Genomic DNA, 19,178 nt, shown 5'->3' with positions numbered 1-19,178 from the left:
TTTTTAACTTTTTGTAATTATTCAATTTAAATTCATTTAATTTTAAACATTATTATGAATGGGTCGAAAATAAACATTGACCTAAAAACCGAAAACTCCGTATATTTAGATTAAGTGAATATTAATTCATTTTTTATAACGATAAATTGTCGACAAGGAGCCATTCAGATGAGGAGCATAGATGTTAATCAGGTGATCGATGAGGCGAAGTTCACCCCATTTCACATGAACGTATTGTTTTGGTGCATGTTGGTCATCATTTTTGATGGCTATGACTTGGTGATCTACGGCGTGGCCATGAAGGGCTTGGTGGCGCAATGGGGTTTGTCGGCAAAAGAAGCGGGCTTCTTGGGCAGCATTGCCTTGTTTGGCATGATGATAGGCGCAATGGGTTTGGGCTCTTTGGCCGACCGCTACGGCCGTAAAAAAATGATTGCCTTGTGCTTGGTTTTGTTCAGCTTGTTTACCTTCTTGTGCGGCTTTGCCCAAAATCCGACCCAGTTTGCATTCTTGCGTTTTGTCGCCGGTATCGGCATCGGTGGCGCCATGCCCAATTTGGTGGCGATGATGGCTGAATACTCTCCAAAACGCATGCGCTCTACCATGGTGTCGTTGATGTTCAGTGGTTATGCCATCGGTGGTATGTTGTCAGCCGGTTTGGGCATGATGATTGTGCCGACGTTTGGTTGGGAATGGATGTTTTACTTGGGCATTATTCCTTTGTTATTGTTACCATTGATTTTGAAATTCTTACCTGAATCTTTGGGCTTCTTGATGCGCCACGGCAATGAGGCCGAAGTGCGCCGCATCTTGCCTAAAGTCGCGCCAGAATTGCGCATTGCGGCGGAAGACCAATTGGTGCGCGAAGAAATTGTGGTGAAAAAGAGTGTGGTGCCCGTGGGTCAATTGTTTGCTGAAAAACGCGGTGTCAGCACCTTGGCTTTTTGGGTGAGTTTTTTCTGCTGCTTGTTGATGACGTATGCCTTGAGCACATGGTTGCCGAAATTCATGGAGCAAGCCGGTTATGAATTGAAAGCGGGCTTGAGCTTCTTGTTTGCGATGAACATCGGCGCGATGATTGGTGCCATTGGTGGCGGTTGGTTGGCAGACAAACTCAATATCAAAGCGGTATTGGTGGCCTTCTTATTGCTCGGCAGCGCTGCCTTTGTGTGCTTGGGCTATAAAGCGCCGGTGCCGGTATTGTATGTGTTGGTGACCATTGCCGGCGCGACCACGATAGGTACGCAAATCGTGTTGTACAGCTATGTGGCGATTTACTACCCATTGAAAATCCGTTCGACTGGCATCGGTTGGGCTTCGGGCGTGGGTCGCATTGGCGCCATTGTTGGTCCGATTTTGGGCGGCTGGTTGGTGGCGATGCAATTGCCACACAGCACCAACTTCATGGTCTTCGCCATTCCTGCCATCATTGCCACGTTTGCGGTGTTGTTCATCGCCAAAGGCAAAAAAGAGGTAGCGGTATCGGTGGAGCAAGCCAAGGCTTAAGCAATGTTGTTGTCGTTTTCTAGTCCCTAATGCGGCCTGTAAACCCTCATCGAGGTTTACAGGCCGCTTGGGTATGGGTTTAACGCACTTGCAGCAAGCGGTAATTCAACTTGTCTGAAAGCCGCTTGCCGCTTTGGGCATCGCGCACTTCGGCAAAGCCCTCACCGATGAAATACACACGGTTTTGATTGGGAGCGGCCAAACGGATTAAGCTGGGTTGTTTGGCATCAAAGGCAAAGCGTCCGCTGATTTTGCTGGGGTGCAAGGCTAGGCCATTTTTCATGTAATGCTCTTCTAACACGAAAGTCTTGTCTTGTTGCAGCGTCAATTGCGAGTAGATGCCTTCGCAATCGGCACAAGGCAAGATGCCCAAGTATTTGCCTGACCAATCAAGCGAATTTTCGGCAGTGTGGGCGCTGTCCACCGCATTGTTGATGGTAATCGGTGGTTGCAAGGTGATGGTGGTGCCACTTTGGCAGGCCGCCAATCCCAGAGGCAAGGCGAGCAAGAACAGGGAGAGTTTCATAGTGTCTTTCGTCAAGGGCTGAAGATACCACAGCAGGGTAATGTAAACGCGATGGTTTGGCAGTGGTATTTTCATGAATTGAGGATTTTTAACCCAGTATGCATGAATGTGTTGGTATGCGTATTGGGTGTTGCAGCGACAGCATAAGCCAGAATAAATACCGCGCAAATGACCAAGCGCAATAAAACCCCGACCCAACTCAGGCAGAATTTAGCGCATCACCAATTCAGACTGGGTTTGCCAATATGGACAGCCAAACACAAGCACAACCTGACTACAGCGCATGGCCGCTGAGGGCAGGTGTGTGCGCTTATAGGGATGCGTCCTGTATCAGCGCGGCGAGGCTGGCATGAATGTGGTGAACGACATCAGTCACATCTTAGAATGGAGTTATTGGCTGCGTTTGCTATTGTTGTTGGGCTGTAGCAGTTTGATCATATCCAAATGTTTGCCCAAGAAACAGCGTTGGCCGGTGTTGATAGCCGTATTGGTAATCGAAGTGTTGATGTTTTGCGTGCCCAAATGGTGTGGCTAGGGCGGGAACATACCAGTTCAGACTGTGTATGGACATGTGCTGAGTGAGTCCATTACAGTTTTAAGCTGTATAAATATAAAAAAGCGGCCTGTAAACACTTACAGGCCGCTTTTCAAGTCCGAATCGGAATTATTCCAAAACCAAGATGGCTTCGGCTTCAACCAACACGCCTTTAGGCAAGCTGTTGATGCCTACCGCAGCGCGAGCTGGGTAAGGTTGGTTCATGTAACGGGCCATGGTTTCGTTGAAAGTACCAAAGTTAGCCAAATCGGTTAAATAAGCGTTGATTTTAACCACTTGGTCAAACGTACCGCCTGCTGCTTCAATCACAGCAGCCAAGTTTTTGAACACTTGTTCGGTTTGTTCAGCAAAACCACCGGCAACCACGTCGCCAGTTGCTGGATCCAAAGGGATTTGACCAGAAATCCACACGGTATTGCCTGCGCGTACCGCTTGAGAGTAAGCGCCAATGGCGGCAGGGGCTTTGTCTGTGTGAATGATTTGTTTGCTCATGCTGCTTCCTTTTTGAATGGATTATAAGAACAACTGCAGTAAATCGTTTAAAAAACGCTGACCCAATGGTGTCGTTTGCAAACGGGTTGGATTTTTGTCCAACAAGCCGTGCTCGGTCGCGTTCTTCACTGCGTGAGCGATTGTACCAAAATTCAGGCCGGTGCGTTCATTATAGAAATAGCTGGGCACACCGTCGATGAGGCGCAGCGCATTGAGCATGAATTCAAACGGCAAGGCCTCTGGCGCCACACGTTCGCGCTTGATGGCGCTGCCATCTTGAATGCCAGCCAAATAGTCTTTCGGATGGCGCACCCGCACTGTGCGCTCGATTTTGTCATGGTAAGAAATCTTGCCATGCGCACCCGCGCCTATGCCGATGTAGTCGCCAAATTGCCAGTAATTGACGTTGTGACGGCACGGCAAACCATCACGGTTAAACGCTGAGGTTTCATAGCGCGTAAAGCCGGCCTGTAACAAGGTCGCGTGCACCGCTTCTTCGATGTCGATAAGCGCATCGTCATCTGGCAGGTTTTTCGGTGGCGTGTGGCCAAACGCTGTGTTTGGTTCCAGCGTCAATTGGTAAGCCGACACATGCGGTGCACCCAAGTCTATGGCGGTTTGCACATCGCGCACCGCTTGCTCTAGGCTTTGATTCGGTAAGGCATACATCAAGTCAACATTGAAGCGTGGAAACAGTTTACAGGCCGCTTCTATTGCCGCAATCGCTTGTTTGTCATCGTGGATGCGTCCCAAGGCGTGCAAATGCTCAGGCTGAAAGCTTTGTACACCCAAGGACAAGCGGTTAACGCCTGCTTGTGCGAAACCGGCAAAACGCTCTTGCTCAAACGTGCCCGGATTGGCTTCCATGGTGATTTCGGCATTCGGCAACAAGCGCACGCGTGCACGGATGCCCGCGAGCAGTTTGTCTATTGAAGCGGCCTGAAACAAGCTGGGCGTGCCGCCACCGATGAAGATGGTTTCAACCGCGCGGCCCCACATGTGTGGCAACTCGTGTTCCAAATCTTGCAATAAGGCATTGATGTACGCGTCTTCAGGTAAACCGTCGGAACTGGATTGGTGCGAATTGAAATCGCAATACGGGCATTTTTGTACGCACCAAGGCAGATGCACATACAAAGACAGCGGCGGCAGCGCGGTGAGGCCGCTGCCTAAGGGATGAAACTCAATCATTGAAAAACGCTTTTTCTGGCACTTCTAAACCGTGTAAGTGAAACAACTCGTCCATTTTTTGCATCAAGCCCAACATGGCACGGCCACGGTGGCTGATGCGGTTTTTCAGCGTGGTGGAAATTTCGGCGGCGGTTTGCTTGTATTGGGTGACATAAAAATGCGGGTCGTAACCAAAGCCATTGTCACCACGCGCCTCGTCTTGCCATTCGCCTTGCCACACGCCGTCTAAGATAATCGGTTGTGGGTCGTCGTGCGAACGCACCAATACCAACACGCACACATACCACACTTCTTTATTGGCTTCACCTTGCAAGGCCAAGCCCAGTTTGGTGTTGTTGTCGGCATCGTTTTTGTGTTCGCCGGCATAGCGAGCCGAATGCACACCGGGTGCGCCATTTAAAGCGGTGGCGCATATGCCTGAATCGTCGGCCAAAGCAGGGCGGCCTGTAACCAAGCTGGCATGGCGCGCTTTGGCCAAGGCATTTTCCACAAACGTGCAGTGCGGCTCTGGGCACTCAGGCACGTTCAATTCCCCTTGCGGGATGACTTTAACGCCGTAAGGCTCGAAAAAAGCCGTGAATTCACGCAATTTGCCAGCATTGTTGCTGGCCAACACGATTTCATTGAACATCGTTGGTTTTCCTTTGTTGTTGCAGCCACGCCTGTTTTTGCTTGTGGCGGGCAAACAGCAAGATGCTGCCGATTTGGCACAGCATGGAGACAAAAGCGGCGATGAAGCAGATGATGGCCACGCGGCCACTGTCGTGCGTCCAGAAATACGCGGCTGCCACCATCAACAGTGCAAACAAAACAGTGAACAACACCACTGCCAATAAGGCGCGGCGAACAAGATTGGTTTTCATAGTCATATCGTTAAAAAAGGCAGCCTGAAGCTGCCTTGGCAAGAAGTCGCAACATTAACGCAATTCGGTTTGTAAACGGCTTAAGTATTGATTTAAGTCACTGCCTTCATAAGGCGCAGCGTGTTTGTCCAAAATCACCAAACGGTCGCCACCTTGTACTGGCACCAATTTCACCACCAAGTTGTCGCGCACGGTCGCGGTTTCTTTTTTCTTGCGACTGAACACACGTTTGAACAAGCCCGGTTTTTCATTGCTGACAGCGGCGCTTTCGGCGGTAGTCGGTTGCACGATGTAAATGCGTTGCGACTGTTCCACTTGGCGCACGGTCAAGCCAACGCGGTCCAAGGCCAAGCCCACACGGCGCCAATTGCGCTCGGCATCGCCTTTAACGATGACGCTCTTGCCATCAATGGTGGCAAATTCGCTGGCGGCGGCAGTTTTGGTGCTGTCCAATTGTTGCTTAATCGCTTCTTCGCTAGAACCAAAACGCTGCATGAAGCGGCCCAAGAATGCGGCTTCTAAGTTAGGGTCGCTAGGGCGTGGTTGCCACACGGTATTGTCTTTGCTGCGGCTGGTGTAAACCTCTTCCATGCCTTTGTGCACAAATGACACGCGTATGCCTTTGTCGGTGCGTTCCATGCGCGAAATGAATTTGTCGCGTTCAGAAGTCGAGTACACGCTGCCCAAGCCGACTTTTTCCAATAAGAAACGGAAACCATCGTTAGGCAATTTGGCGCGGTTTTCCGCCCAGTCGGTTTCCATAAAACCGATGCCCGGCTCTTCTGAACCGATGGTAAAGCCCATTTCTTGCCAGAACACTTTCAATTGTGGCCAGATTTCTTGCGCGTTCACGCCATCAATCACCAACCAGCGTTGGCTGCCATCGCTGGTCATGCGCATATTGCTGATTTGTTCCAACACTTTTTGGTCGGCTTTGGTCACTTTTTGGCCATTGGCGCGGTTAACGTCGCTGGCACGCACCGCACCTGAACCGGCTGGTATCACATAGCGATTGCCTTGGTTAGGGTCGGTTAAATCGGGTGGGACGTCTAAACGGGTTTTTTCCGCTTTCACAGTCGATTTGTAATTCAAATCTTCTTTTTTACTGCTAGAACATGCGGCCAAGCCAATCAAGCTGGCGGCCACGATGGTCAGTTGTACGGTTTTGTTCATCCTTACCCCTAAAATGGTTAGATTAAGCCTGCTTCTTGCATGGCCAGTCGCACTTGGGCTTCGCCATTGGCCGTCATCGGTAAAATAGGCAAGCGCAAATGCGGCTCGATGATGTTCAATTGTGCCATCGCCCATTTGGCTGGGGCAGGGCTGGCTTCACAGAACATATCGCGATGCAAGGCTTGCAATGGGTTATTCAACTCGCGTGCTTTGAGCACATCACCGGCCAAAGCAGCATCACACATGGCACTGAAGGCACGTGGTGCAACGTTGGCGGTCACGCTGATGACGCCGTGGCCACCACACAACATGAATGCCATAGCGGTATTGTCGTCGCCAGACAACAAATTGAAATCAGCAGGTGCGCGTTTGACCAAATCACAAGCGCGGGCGATGTCACCCGAGGCTTCTTTCACGCCAACGATGTTGTCAATTTCGGCCAAGCGCAAAATGGTGTCATTGGACATGTCTACCACGGTGCGACCCGGTACGTTGTACACAATCATCGGAATGGCAGACGCCTCAGCGATGGTTTTGAAGTGTTGGTAGATGCCTTCTTGTGAAGGTTTGTTGTAGTAAGGCACCACAGACAAGGTGTAATCAGCACCCAAGGCTTCACATTCGCGTGACAAATGGATGGCTTCGGCGGTGTTATTGGCACCTGCGCCCGCAATAATTGGGATGCGCTTATTGGCGTGTTTCACGGCACACTCAACCACAGCCAAGTGTTCGTCCATACTTAAAGTCGCGGTTTCACCAGTGGTACCTACAGGTACGATGGCTTGGGTACCGTTGTCTATGTGCCAATCAATCAGGTTTTTGAAACGTTCAAAATCCACCGCACCATCTGCGTGCATCGGGGTGACGATGGCAACAATACTGCCTTTAATCATGTTATGAGCCTTAATAACTACCAATAGTCGTTTTTTAGAAAATGCTGGCAATTGTAGCGTATTTTTAAGCGCTGCCAAAGTTTTGAAGTGTTTTGAATGATTTAAGTTAAGTTAAGATGCCAAGCTACCCAGCTTAAATAATTGATTTGTTTTGGCTAAGAACTCACATACAAAAACGCTTGATACAGCAAAATAAGCCCACAACGTGCTAAAATAGCCCGTTTTGATATTGATTAACCGTTTTTTGAAGGACACACCAACGTGATCAGCACGAACAATTTGACCATGCAGTTTGGCGCCAAGCCTTTGTTTGAAAATGTGTCGGTGAAATTTGGCGAGGGCAACCGCTATGGTCTCATCGGTGCCAATGGCTCAGGCAAATCCACTTTTATGAAAATCTTGGGTGGGGACTTGGAGCAAACCAGTGGCGAGGTGGCGATTGAAAATGGTGTGCGTTTGGGTAAATTGCGCCAAGACCAATTTGCGTATGAAGACATGCGTGTGTTGGACGTGGTGATGATGGGTCACACTGAAATGTGGGCTGCGATGACCGAACGCGATGCCATTTATGCCAATATGGAAGCCACTGAAGACGACTACATGCGCGCGGCCGAATTGGAAGGCAAGTTTGCTGAATACGATGGCTATACCGCCGAAGCACGTGCCGGTGCTTTGTTGTCGGGTGTGGGCATAGAAGAAGCCTTACACCAAGCGAACATGAGCGAAGTGGCACCGGGTTTCAAACTGCGCGTGTTGTTGGCGCAGGCTTTGTTCTCCAAACCAGATGTATTGCTCTTGGACGAGCCAACCAATAACTTGGACATCAACACCATCCGCTGGTTGGAAGACACTTTGAATCAATACGATTCCACCATGATCATCATTTCACATGACCGTCACTTTTTGAATGAAGTGTGTACCCACACCGCCGACGTGGATTACGGCACCGTGACCACTTACCCTGGCAATTACGACGATTACATGTTGGCCAGCGCCCAATCGCGTGAACGTGCGATGAAAGACAACGCCAAAGCCAAAGAAAAATTGCAAGAATTGCAAGAATTCGTGGCGCGTTTCTCTGCCAACAAATCCAAAGCGCGTCAGGCCACGTCACGTTTGAAACAAGCGGACAAGATCAAAGACGAAATGGTGGAAGTGAAACCGTCTACCCGTCAAAACCCTTACATCCGTTTTGAACCGGATGAAAAAGCCAAATTGCACCGTCAAGCGGTGGAAATCAATGGCTTGAGCAAAGGCTTTGACAAGCAATTGTTCAAAGACATCAATTTCATCATGGAAGCGGGCGAGCGCTTGGCCATCATCGGCCCGAACGGCGCCGGTAAATCCACTTTGTTAAAACTGCTCGCGGGCGCATTCAAACCTGAATATGCCGAAGGCGTGGTGGCGGACCAAGGCTCGGTGAAATGGGCGGAAAAAGCCAATATTGGTTACTATCCACAAGATCACGAAAACGACTTTGATTGCGACGACGACTTGACCACTTGGATGCGCCAATGGGGTTTGGAAGGCGACGACGAGCAAGTCATCCGCGGTACTTTGGGCCGTTTGTTGTTTGGCAGCAACGATGTCACCAAAAACGTGCGTGTGCTCTCTGGTGGTGAAAAAGGCCGCATGTTGTACGGCAAATTGATTTTGCAAAAACCAAACGTGATGGTGATGGACGAACCGACCAACCACATGGACATGGAAAGCATCGAGTCTTTGAACATGGCTTTGGACAAATTTCCTGGCACTTTGATTTTCGTTTCGCACGACCGTCAGTTTGTCAGCTCTTTGGCCACGCAAATCTTGGAATTGGACGGTAATGGCGGTTACGACTACTTCTTAGGCGATTACGAAACGTATTTGTCTAAAAAAGGCGTGATTTAAGCATTAAAAGCGGCCTGTAAACGCTTACAGGCCGCTTTTTTAAACAGGAGTAATGAGAATGAGTAGCAGTCAAACTAAATTGCAACGTGTGCGTCACGACATCAAAATCCGCCGTTTGCGCGTGGAAAAAATCGAAGATTTGAGCGCGAGCCTGAAGCGTTTTACCTTTAGCGGCGATGATTTGGGCAGTTTCAACAGCGCCAGTTTCGACGATCATTTAAAAGCCTTTTTCCCCAATGCCGCCGGCGAATTGCACCTGCCACAAGTCGGTGACAAAGGCGTGGTGTTTCCCGAAGGCGTGGCCAAACCAGCAGTGCGCGAATACACGCCCACTGGCATAGACTTGGTTGGTGAACGCTTGGCTTTGGAATTCGCCATCCACGACGCTGGCCCTGCCACATCGTGGGCGAAAAGTGCGCAAGTGGGCGATGAAATCGGCATCGCCGGCCCGCGCGGCTCCATCGTCTTGCCTATGGATTTGCAACACTATGTATTGATAGGTGACGAAACCGCTTTGCCCGCCATTCGCCGCCGCTTGAGCGAATTGCCAGCAACTGCCACAGCCCATGTCATTGCCGAAGTGAACAACGCCGCTGACGAAGTGGCCTTGCCCAGCGCCGCCAGCGTGGCTGCTACTTGGGTGCACCGCAATGGCAAAGCCGCTGCCAGCGAGGCGTTTATGTTGCCAGCCTTAGATGGCTTGAATTTGCCCAAAACCGATGTGCAAGTGTGGATTGCGTGCGAGCGCGAACAAGCACGCCAATTGCGCGAATGGTTCTTAGCTGGGGGTTGGGACAAAGACGCTGTGCGTTATGCCAGCTATTGGAACAAGGGCACGGCCGCTTACCATGAGCCGCATGAGGATTGAGCGTTAGACCATGACTGTTTGTGGATGTGATTGATAAAACCCTGTTCTGCCTCCACTAATCAAAAAAGCGGCCTGTATATGTTACAGGCCGCTTTTTTGAGAGTGCAGAAAATAGCCTTAAATTCATATTGGGATTGAGAGAGGCATAAAGGCAAGTATGTTTCAAATCAGTATGGAGTTGTCCACCATTGCAAAATAAGGCAATTGACACAGGTGCAAGGTACAAGAGTCATAAAACTGCTTAGGTATTTAGAAACGAAACTTTCTTAAAGCTTTAATGGAAACGTTTTGATAAGACCATCATCCTCTCTTGATTCAATACCGTCCCAGCAATAATCATCGGTTAAAACACCTCCGAAATACATCCAATGCCAGCCAACATGATGATCATACAATCCTAAGTCATGGATTATTAAATCTGTTGCTGAATTTTCTGGTTTTTTGATTGTGATTAAGCTTGATGTAATCGCATACCACTCTCCACCAGCACCAAGTGGTAAATACTCCCCTAATTGGCGGATATCGAAATCTTTTACTTCTAAGATTAAATCCTTTAAATGGTATTCGTGGAAAGAAATTTCAAATAAATCCCATTTAATACTGCATGTGCATGGGATGTATTTTTTGGAAAGAATTTCTTCTTCAATGAATTCTTTATTTTTGTTCTCTATTGTAATGTACATAGCATTCCTATCTGTTAATAAAAAAACTCCTATTCCAGTGATAATTGCTTTTCACTATCAGAAACCCAGTTTTCCGCTAGCCATCTTAATACCATCTGCTATTGTCTATATAATAGAATTACTTTAAAAATCGAGTCAAATATGTCGTCTTTATTGGCTTTTTACCAAACCCACGGCTTGTTGGCATTGTTTGTGGCGGTGTTTGTTGAGCAAGTGGGGGCACCGATGCCGTCGTATCCGTTTTTGCTGTTGTCGGGCGCGCAATACACCGATACCACGTTGCTGGCCTTGCTGGCGGTGGTGTTGGCTTCGCTGGCGTCGTTGCTGGCAGATGTGCTGTGGTTTTACGCTGGCCGCCGCTATGGGCAACGCATCTTGGCGGTGATGTGCAAGATCTCCATCTCGCCCGATACTTGCGTGCGCAAAAGCGAATTGAGTTTTGCCAAATCGGGTGTGGCGACCTTATTGCTGTCCAAATTTATTCCCGGTTTGTCGACGTTTGCACCGCCTATGGCCGGAGCGATGGGCATGCGTTTGGGCACGTTTTTGCTGTTTAATTTTGCTGGTGCGCTGTTATGGGCGGGCAGTGGTGTGGCTTTGGGCGTGTTGTTTCACAGCCAAATCAATCGTTTGCTGGAGGTGTTGGCAGAGTTTGGCAGCATGGCGGTATTGGCATTGTTGGTGTTGCTGAGTCTCTACATCGCTTACCGCCTGTGGCGGCGCTGGCGCATGAACCGTTTGCGCGCACGCATCCCCAAGATACAAGCCTTGGAATTGTGGACTTTGTTGCAATCGCCTACTCGTGTGCAGGTGTTGGATGTGCGCGGCCAAGTGGAAGGCATGGCGTGGGAGGCGGGCATAGAAGGCGCTGAGGCGGTGGCCATACCCCTTTTGCATGCAGACTTGCCAGCGGCTTGGCGCGACAGTGAGGTATTGGTGACGTTTTGTTCTTGCCCGAATGATGCTTCGGCGGTGAAAGCGGCGGCGATTTTGCGCAAACGCGGTTTGCCAGCCTTGGTACTCAATGGCGGCATAGAAGCGTGGCAACAAGCGATGGCTGAACCTGAAGTGCAAAGCCAGACACTTGAAGCAAGAGCGTAACACAGATAAAAAAGCGGCCTGTAAACGCTTTACAGGCCGCTTATGTTGTTATTTCTTGGATTGCGCTTGATGTTGGTCGCTGTATTCTACCCAAAAGTCGGCATTGTCTATGCCCACCACTCGCGGGTCAAACACCGGGTCTAAGCCTTGTTTGCGCTGTCTGTCGTAGTCGCGCAAAACCTTCAAAGCCGGTTTGGTCAATAACACGATGGCGATAAAATTCAAATAACACATAGAGCCAAAACCAATGTCACCCAAACCCCACATCATGCTCACCGATTGCACGCTGCCGACAAACACCACGCCCAAAAACACCAGTTTTAACAGCAGTTTCAACACCGGAAAACGCAGTTTTTTGTCCAAATACACCATGGCGGTTTCGGCGATGTAGTAATACGCCATCAAAGTGGTGAAGGCAAACATAAAGATGGCGATGGCAACAAAACCGCTGCCCATGTTGGCAAACACTGTGCTCACCGCCGCTTGGGTATAGGCCGTGCCTGCTTCAACGCCAGGGATGTGCTCTACCAAGGCCACGTCACCGCCGCCCGGAAAGACGTTGTACATGCCGGTGGCCAAAATCATCAAGCCGGTGGCGGTGCACACCACCACGGTGTCGATGTACACCGAAAAGCTTTGCACCAAGCCTTGTTTGGCAGGGTGTGACACTTCGGCCGCGGCCGAGCTGAATGTCGCTTCGCCCGCACCTGCCACATTGGAAAACACCGCGCGGCGCACGCCCCATGCAATCGCATGACCGACAATACCGCCAAACACAGCATCCATGCCAAACGCGCTTTTGAATATGGTCACCACCATGTCGGGGATTTGGCTCAGGTGTGAACCCAAAATAATCACCATCAACACAATGTAAGCCGCAGCCATCAGGGGAATGACTTTGTCAGCGACACGGGCAATGCGTTTGACGCCGCCAAAAATAATCAGTGCCAACAAAGCCGTCACGATGATGCCAGTCACGTACGGCGGCAAATCAAAGGCATTTTGAAACGAATCGGCGATGGTATTGGCTTGCACACCTGGCACCAACACGCCGTAACACAAGGTGATGACGATGGCGACAAACACCGCAAAGCCTTTGAGCTTCAAACCTTTTTCGATGTAATACGGCGAGCCGCCGCGGTATTGGCCATCGGCACGGTGTTTGTACACTTGCGCCAAAGTCGATTCGATAAACGCGCTGGCGCTGCCGAGCAAGGCCATCACATTCATCCACAATAAGGCACCGGGGCCACCGGCAGCGATGGCGGTGGCAACGCCAGCAATATTGCCGACGCCGACACGGCCAGACAAAGCCATGCAAAAGGCTTGAAACGAGGACACGCCCTCGGCCGATTCGCGTTTTTCAGCCAATAAGCGTATCGATTCGGCCAAGCAGCGAAACTGCACGCCGTGCGTTAATACCGTGAAATACAAACCCACGGCCAAGGCCAGCACCACCAGTGCATTGCCCCAAACATATCCTGCGATGGTATTGACCCATTGCTCCACTGTCGTCTCCTTTGATGATTGTTGTGAATCAATACATTCACTTTTAACTTTTCATAGGCGATTTTTAAGGGCGAGGAATAATCCACCCATCGCTTGGTTTCTCTTTTTTAGTATCAAAGCAAATACAGCATCATGTCTTGATGGGAATAAACAAAGTTCTGCCGAAAACGGCACAATTCGTGAATTTTTTGCGAATATTAAAATAAAAATAAGCTATTTTTATGATGAATGAAATAGAGTGATGTTTAAGAAAATATGGAGTGAAATATCGGATTTTGGGTGATTTTTCAGGGATATTGAGGCGAGGTTTTACCGCGTTTTAAACATGATACAAGAACAATTCAGGAACGCTTTAAACTCGCTTCAAGAGCATTTCAAGAGCAATTCAGGGAGGTTTTAAAACAATTCAAGAACGTTTTAAGAACCACTCAAGTGTGTAGCCACTGCCTTGCTAAGAGCAATTTAAGCATATGGCCATCCTCAACAGCACAAGCCACCAAACTAAAAAATTCGGCCTGTAATTGCTTACAGGCCGATCAAGATGTGTGTGTATGTTTTGGGCGCGATGGTCGATAGTGTATTTATTGTTGCCATCATAAAGACATGGCGCGGTGCTGCGATAAGCACTGCAATGGTCTTGGGCTTGCGGGTTTTTGACTGCAAACTTGTTTCAAAACGACCTCAGTATCGAACCAAAAACGGAACGTGTCTTGATGAGAATCAGCAGATTGGTGCGGAAAACGGCATAGTTTATTGCCGATTCGCCATAAAAATGCGCTGAGCATGCAAAGCGATGCGGCAATGGAATGGCGCACATTGCCCAATAGACAAGGCTTTGCGCGATTTAAATGCCAGAAAATGTGCAAAATGTTGCATTGCAATAAAAGATGCGGCCTGTAAACCGATTTTTAGGGTTTACAGGCCGCATTTTCAAACAGGTGTTGGGCAATTATGCAACACTTGCCTCAGTATTGACCAAGCTGTTCAAGAACACGTCGATTTTTTCGGCGACGATGGCTTGGATGTCTTCGTTCACAATCACACCTTCTTGGAAATTGTCTTGGAAGCTAGGCAATGAGTAATGGGCCACCACTTCGCCTTTGGCAAAGCCAAAGTATTTCAAACCGATTTCCATCACATTGCCGCCGCCAAAACCGCCAGGAGAAGTCGACAATACCAACATTTTTTTGCCGGCTAAGAATTGCATGTCGATGCGCGATACCCAATCGAGCACGTTTTTAAACGCGGTCGAGAAGTTCAAATTGTGTTCTGCCAACGATACCACGATGCCGTCGGCGGCTTTGATTTCGTCCAAAAACGCTTGCGCTTGCTCTGGAAAGCCGTTTTGTTGGCGGTCTATGCTGTAAATCGGCATTTCATAATCGTTCAAATCCAAAATGCGCACTTGGTGGTCGCCCAATTCGCCGGCCACATAAGTGGCCAATTTTTGATTGATGGAGTTTTGACTGGTACTGGTGCCAAATGCCACGATGTTCATGTGTTTTGCCTCTTGAAAGGTAATATTAAAATGATTTTTAGTATTTTTACTGTTATTGCACAACAGCTGTGCATTCTAAGGTAAATAAGATGAAATGGAAATGCCAATATGGGCAAGAATGATTTACTTTTAGTAAACGATTAAGGCAGAGACTGCATTATGGTTTAAATTCGGCGAAATAATGCTGTGTTGAATATTGCTGCATCGTAGGTGCGTTACATCAAATTTTGTGAGCGGAAACTTGCCAGACAAATTCGCGCTGTGCCAGTATGGGGTTGGCAACAGTGCAGATGGGAATGGGACATGGGTTTGCAGGGGTGGAAAAAAGCATATGTGTTGCTGGGCTTGGGCATGTGGGCGGGTGTGGCCGGTGCGGCCGAGAGCGTGGTCAGTGCCGAGCAATGGCTGAGTCGCAAAGCGATGACGTGCGACATCAACAATACGCACATAGTGAATTTGAGCACGGCGGTGACGGATGAACATGACCGCTTTCATTTTCGTCACGATGCAAGCAAGCAAACACTGCTAGCCGGCGGCGTGTCTTATCAAGGCGTGCGTGCGGCCGAGGTGTTAAAGCAAGGCAGCAGCAGCCAATTGGCTTTGGCATTGCAACAGCCGCGTTTTGGTTTGCAAGTGATTAAGGTGGCGGTGTATTTGCAAGGCAAGCCGTATGAGAGTTTTGGCTATTATTGGGTGGCGCAAGGGTCGATATCAGACAATCTGCCTGCTCTCAAACAATTGTTTAGCCAACGCGAATTGGATGGCGGTAGGGTCACGCAAACCGCGCAAGGCAATGTGCGCGTCAATTGCACCATTGCCGGATAATTGCCGCAATAGCGGCCTGTAAACGAGAAAAGAGAGAGAAAACATGACAAATGCAGTATGGCCTCCGGCCTTGACCATTGCTTCTGAACGCTTGGTGCTAGAGCCTTTGGGGTATGAACACGAACAAGGGCTGCGCGAGGCGGTGTTGGACGGTGAATTGTGGAATTTGGTGGTGACTTCGGCGCCTGAGCCGGATAAGGTCAAAGCCTATATTGATTTGGCCTTGCAAATGCGCGCCGAGGGCACGCGTTTGGCGCATGCGGTGATTGAAAAAGCCAGTGGGCGCGTGCTCGGCTCCAGCAGTTATCACGACATCATCGCGCCGATTAAACGCGTGGAGATAGGCTATACTTGGTATGCCAAATCGGTGCAAAAAACCTATGTGAATACCGAGTGCAAAAACCTATTGCTGCAACATGCGTTTGAAACCTTGGATTGCGGCGTGGTCGGTTGGCGTACCGACAATTTGAATTTTGCCAGCCAAAAAGCCATTGAGCGCTTGGGCGCCAAAAAAGACGGCACCATCCGCCACCACGCGCTGCGTCGCGATGGCACTGTGCGCGACACGGTGTTGTACAGCGTGTTGCAACACGAATGGCATGGCGGCATCAAAGCGCACATGCAGCAATTGTTGCACCGCTACGATGGTGCGGCTTAATACTGTTGCAATTAGAAAGAACGTACGAACAAGCCACACACAGCGTGTGGCTTTTTTATGCGGCCTGTAAAACGGTAGGAATTGTATAAGACCACTGCAAATGCGGCGCTTTTTGTATTTTTAGATTGAAACAGCAGACAGGAGTGGGTGTAGATACTGTGTGTCAATACAGGATTACCACACGGCCAAGACCGCGGTCATGGCTAAAAAATCACCGCAACGCGACATGCTGCAAAAGGTTTAGATACGGCCTGTAAAGCTGCGGTGATACGCCAATATGTTTGCGGTGATTGCTTGGGTATTTCTTGATGATTGAGAGGCGAATGTGAGTGACACAGACACAATGGATGTAGACGCGTAGCGCAAGAGATAGCAGCTGCAATTCGTCCAACACCGATATAACAAAAGCCTCACGTTTGCATATTGGCATTAACGGGAAACAGACAGCGGCATGCTGCAAGCGGCTTAGATGCGGCCTGTAAAGCTACGGTGACGCGTTAATCCGTTTGGCGATGATGGCCGTTTGAGTGTTTCTTGATGATTGAGAGGCAAATGTGAGTGTTCGCAGACACAATGCATGTAGACGCGTAGCGCAACAGCTGCCAGCCGCAATTCGTCCAATATCAATATAACAAAAGCCACACAAGCGTGTGGCTTTCTTTAATGCGGCCTGTAAACCATACGGCCTGTAAGGTTCAACTGCTTCAATATCCAACGGCTTTTAATGCCAGCGTAAGCATTAAATCACCTGTTGCTTGGGTGCTGAAGCGCTGTCCGGTGCCTTGTTTGTGGGTGCAGGGCTGTTGGGATTGACTTGCACATTGAGGTTCAAGCCTTTGAGCACGGTTGAGCCTTCCTCGCCATCAAAGACCACGGTGAAATTGACCAATTGCACTGGATACACATATTGGTAGGTAATGCTTAACAGCTTGCCACGTTGGGTGTGCACGCTTTTGTTGATGGCGATCATGCTCGGTGCAGCGGGGGCGCTGCCGGCGGGGATTTGCGAACTCATAAACGCCAAGGAATTGGACGATTGTTGCAATTCGGCCTGAAATTCTGGACTGGCTGTTTGCATGATTAAGGCATAGTCTTTTTGGCTCAAGGCTTGGTACAGCTTGGCTGCTTGTTCGTTTTGCGCGGCCGTGGCTTTGGGCACGGCTTGCTCAATTTTTTGGTCGATTTTTTCGGTCACCTGATCGCAGGCGGCCAGCCATGGCAACACCGCCGCGATGGCGATGGCGCGCAGCCATGTTGATGGGATACGAGTGTGCGTGTTCAAGCCTTACCTTTCATGCTAAATGTTCATCTGTTGGCGTGTGGGCATAGCCCGGGACGCCGCGCTTTGCGCACCATAGCCTGTTGTGCGCTGCAATATCAAGCCTTGTTTACACAATTTGAAGCGAGGACGGCGTATTTTTGCATCTGAGTATGAGTTGGGGAGGTGAACGCTGTTTGTGAGCCAGTAAGATGTTTACAGGCCACATGTCAACACAGGTTAAAACTGTTTAAGTCCCGATGTCGCTTGATGCGCGTCAACATGGTGTGGTGGCAATCAATTAGGCTAGGGATGAAACCCACAACCAAACATGAAGGAGTACAGATGGAATTCAGCGGCAAAACCGTGGTGGTAACTGGCGGAGCAAGTGGCATTGGTGAGGCGAGTGTGCGTGCGTTTTGTGAACAAGGCGCGCAAGTGGTGATTGCCGATTTGGACACACGCGGCCAAGCGCTCAGCGATGAATTGAATGCGAATGGTCACCTTACCGCGTTTTTCAAAATCGATGTGCGCGATGCGGCGGCGAACCAAAATCTGCTGAATTTTTGCATAGAGCGTTTCGGTGGTTTGGATGTGGTGTTTGCCAACGCCGGCATCGGCGACGATGCGCCGATAGATGTGTTGGACATGGACAAGTGGCAAAAAACCATAGACATCAATTTGACTGCGGTGTATTTGATTAACAAATACGCGATTGCCTATTGGTTGCACAAAAAACAAGCCGGTGTGATTGTCAACTGCGGCTCCATCCACTCATGGGTGGGCAAAAAAGCGGTGACCGCGTATGCGGCGGCCAAAGGCGGGGTGAAATTACTGACCCAAAGCCTGGCCTGTGATTACGCCCAATACGGCATACGCGTCAATGCGGTGTCGCCCGGTTACATCGACACGCCTTTGTTGAACAGCATCGATGCCGCCGGCAAAGAGGCTTTGGTGGCCTTACATCCTATCGGGCGTTTGGGCAGACCCGAAGAAGTGGCCAACGTGGTGTTGTTCCTCGCCAGCGACAAAGCCTCGTTTGTCAACGGCACCAGCGTGTTGGTAGACGGAGGTTATGTGGCACAGTAACACCGTGTTGCTCGCACCAATAAGCGGCCTGTAAACCCGATACTGTGGTTTACAGGCCGTGTTTTATGGCTAAGGCAAAAATGCTTGCTCATTATTGTATTGTGAACGCGCTAATGCGAAAGTTGAAATGCGTGGCTGATGCGGTGAATGTGATGAGGTGAGTTTTAATACAGGTGTAGCGCTGCGCAAAGTCAGGTCGTGTTGTTGCTGGGGTAACAGTTGTTGATGCTTATTGAGCCGTGAACGTGCTAATGCGGAAGTTGAAATGTGTGGTCAATGTGATGAACATGATAGGACGAACTTTTAATCAAGACTTGGGGCTGCTCAAAATCAGGCTGTGTGTTATTGGATGGATAAGGGTGGCTAGTTGCTATTGAGCCGAGAACGTGCGAATGCGGATGTTGAAGTGTGTGCTGCTATCTGTGAACACGGCGGTGCGAGTTTTGCATACAGGTGTAAGGCTGCTTAAGGTATGACCTTGGCTTGAATCACCAGCGCATGGTCGCTTAGATGAGTAGGGCTGCATTTCAATTCTGTCGTACTCACCAGACTAGGCCTGTGTGTGCTCTTGTGGCTATGGGTCAAAATTCACCACAAAT

19 protein-coding genes are annotated in these 19,178 nt (G+C 49.5%); 8 read left to right on the top strand and 11 right to left on the bottom strand.

What is annotated here, in order from left to right; translation table 11 throughout:
- Nucleotides 1-168 precede the first annotated feature (168 nt).
- Nucleotides 169-1,506 (top strand): MFS transporter, encoded by a 1,338-nt coding sequence (locus tag BN3003_RS15680; protein WP_058357560.1) that lies wholly within the window; start codon nt 169-171, stop codon nt 1,504-1,506.
- A 79-nt stretch (nt 1,507-1,585) separates the two neighbouring features.
- Here the strand turns inward: BN3003_RS15680 and BN3003_RS15675 are convergent, their stop codons facing one another.
- A complete protein-coding gene (locus BN3003_RS15675; RefSeq protein WP_058357559.1) occupies nt 1,586-2,032 on the bottom strand; it encodes a copper resistance protein NlpE in 447 nt (148 codons plus the stop codon).
- Between the two features lie 349 nt (nt 2,033-2,381).
- Here BN3003_RS15675 and BN3003_RS15670 point away from each other — a divergent pair, with 349 nt between their 5' ends.
- Entirely contained in the window at nt 2,382-2,567 is a 186-nt protein-coding gene (locus tag BN3003_RS15670; protein WP_058357558.1) for a hypothetical protein, read from the top strand.
- A 129-nt stretch (nt 2,568-2,696) separates the two neighbouring features.
- Here the strand turns inward: BN3003_RS15670 and BN3003_RS15665 are convergent, their stop codons facing one another.
- Genes BN3003_RS15665 through dapA form a run of 6 tightly spaced genes read right to left on the bottom strand, consistent with a single transcriptional unit; the run spans nt 2,697 to nt 7,200 of the window.
- Nucleotides 2,697-3,080, bottom strand: coding sequence for a RidA family protein (locus BN3003_RS15665; RefSeq protein ID WP_058357557.1), 384 nt, complete (start codon nt 3,078-3,080; stop codon nt 2,697-2,699).
- Nucleotides 3,081-3,101: 21 nt separating this feature from the next.
- The gene (gene hemW / locus BN3003_RS15660) at nt 3,102-4,271 is read right to left on the bottom strand and encodes a radical SAM family heme chaperone HemW (protein ID WP_058357556.1); all 1,170 of its coding nucleotides are present in this window, start codon (nt 4,269-4,271) and stop codon (nt 3,102-3,104) included.
- Nucleotides 4,264-4,902 carry an RdgB/HAM1 family non-canonical purine NTP pyrophosphatase gene (rdgB, locus tag BN3003_RS15655; RefSeq protein ID WP_058357555.1) on the bottom strand — a complete coding sequence of 213 codons (639 nt, stop codon included), beginning with the start codon at nt 4,900-4,902 and terminating at the stop codon, nt 4,264-4,266. The genes hemW and rdgB overlap by 8 nt, the downstream gene beginning before the upstream one ends.
- Nucleotides 4,892-5,134 (bottom strand): NGO_0222 family membrane protein, encoded by a 243-nt coding sequence (locus BN3003_RS15650; RefSeq protein ID WP_058357554.1) that lies wholly within the window; start codon nt 5,132-5,134, stop codon nt 4,892-4,894. Before BN3003_RS15650 ends, rdgB begins: the two co-directional genes overlap by 11 nt.
- A gap of 54 nt (nt 5,135-5,188) precedes the next feature.
- Nucleotides 5,189-6,307 (bottom strand): outer membrane protein assembly factor BamC, encoded by a 1,119-nt coding sequence (gene bamC / locus BN3003_RS15645; protein WP_058357553.1) that lies wholly within the window; start codon nt 6,305-6,307, stop codon nt 5,189-5,191.
- A gap of 17 nt (nt 6,308-6,324) precedes the next feature.
- Complete coding sequence (gene dapA, locus BN3003_RS15640) at nt 6,325-7,200, bottom strand: 4-hydroxy-tetrahydrodipicolinate synthase (RefSeq protein WP_058357552.1); 876 nt, start codon at nt 7,198-7,200, stop codon at nt 6,325-6,327.
- 261 nt (nt 7,201-7,461) lie between these two features.
- Here dapA and BN3003_RS15635 point away from each other — a divergent pair, with 261 nt between their 5' ends.
- Together BN3003_RS15635 and BN3003_RS15630 are read left to right on the top strand one after the other, a co-directional pair.
- Nucleotides 7,462-9,090: an ABC-F family ATPase gene (locus BN3003_RS15635; RefSeq protein ID WP_058357551.1), complete on the top strand. Its 1,629-nt coding sequence runs from the start codon at nt 7,462-7,464 to the stop codon at nt 9,088-9,090.
- A gap of 58 nt (nt 9,091-9,148) precedes the next feature.
- Complete coding sequence (locus BN3003_RS15630) at nt 9,149-9,958, top strand: siderophore-interacting protein (RefSeq protein WP_058357550.1); 810 nt, start codon at nt 9,149-9,151, stop codon at nt 9,956-9,958.
- 266 nt (nt 9,959-10,224) lie between these two features.
- Here the strand turns inward: BN3003_RS15630 and BN3003_RS15625 are convergent, their stop codons facing one another.
- Nucleotides 10,225-10,641 (bottom strand): hypothetical protein, encoded by a 417-nt coding sequence (locus BN3003_RS15625; protein WP_058357549.1) that lies wholly within the window; start codon nt 10,639-10,641, stop codon nt 10,225-10,227.
- Between the two features lie 141 nt (nt 10,642-10,782).
- Here BN3003_RS15625 and BN3003_RS15620 point away from each other — a divergent pair, with 141 nt between their 5' ends.
- Nucleotides 10,783-11,742, top strand: a complete 960-nt coding sequence (locus BN3003_RS15620; protein WP_058357548.1) for a VTT domain-containing protein — start codon at nt 10,783-10,785, stop codon at nt 11,740-11,742.
- A gap of 48 nt (nt 11,743-11,790) precedes the next feature.
- On the opposite strand, the gene BN3003_RS15615 is transcribed toward BN3003_RS15620, so the two are convergent.
- A complete protein-coding gene (locus BN3003_RS15615) occupies nt 11,791-13,251 on the bottom strand; it encodes an alanine/glycine:cation symporter family protein (protein ID WP_058357547.1) in 1,461 nt (486 codons plus the stop codon).
- Between the two features lie 949 nt (nt 13,252-14,200).
- Nucleotides 14,201-14,749: an NADPH-dependent FMN reductase gene (locus BN3003_RS15605; RefSeq protein ID WP_058357545.1), complete on the bottom strand. Its 549-nt coding sequence runs from the start codon at nt 14,747-14,749 to the stop codon at nt 14,201-14,203.
- A 303-nt stretch (nt 14,750-15,052) separates the two neighbouring features.
- Between BN3003_RS15605 and BN3003_RS15600 the strand changes: the two genes are divergently transcribed.
- Both BN3003_RS15600 and BN3003_RS15595 read left to right on the top strand, forming a co-directional pair.
- Entirely contained in the window at nt 15,053-15,574 is a 522-nt protein-coding gene (locus BN3003_RS15600) for a hypothetical protein (RefSeq protein WP_058357544.1), read from the top strand.
- A gap of 43 nt (nt 15,575-15,617) precedes the next feature.
- Nucleotides 15,618-16,232, top strand: coding sequence for a GNAT family N-acetyltransferase (locus BN3003_RS15595; protein ID WP_058357543.1), 615 nt, complete (start codon nt 15,618-15,620; stop codon nt 16,230-16,232).
- Nucleotides 16,233-16,971: 739 nt separating this feature from the next.
- Here the strand turns inward: BN3003_RS15595 and BN3003_RS15590 are convergent.
- The gene (locus tag BN3003_RS15590; protein WP_058357542.1) at nt 16,972-17,514 is read right to left on the bottom strand and encodes a hypothetical protein; all 543 of its coding nucleotides are present in this window, start codon (nt 17,512-17,514) and stop codon (nt 16,972-16,974) included.
- Between the two features lie 321 nt (nt 17,515-17,835).
- Between BN3003_RS15590 and BN3003_RS15585 the strand changes: the two genes are divergently transcribed.
- Nucleotides 17,836-18,579 carry an SDR family NAD(P)-dependent oxidoreductase gene (locus tag BN3003_RS15585; protein WP_058357541.1) on the top strand — a complete coding sequence of 248 codons (744 nt, stop codon included), beginning with the start codon at nt 17,836-17,838 and terminating at the stop codon, nt 18,577-18,579.
- The last annotated feature ends 599 nt before the right edge of the window (nt 18,580-19,178 follow it).

This window comes from Vitreoscilla massiliensis (assembly GCF_001457815.1).
Classification (GTDB): domain Bacteria; phylum Pseudomonadota; class Gammaproteobacteria; order Burkholderiales; family Neisseriaceae; genus Vitreoscilla; species Vitreoscilla massiliensis.
The sequence above is the reverse complement of the archived record's forward strand: the minus strand, read 5'-3'. Positions and strand labels throughout refer to the sequence as shown.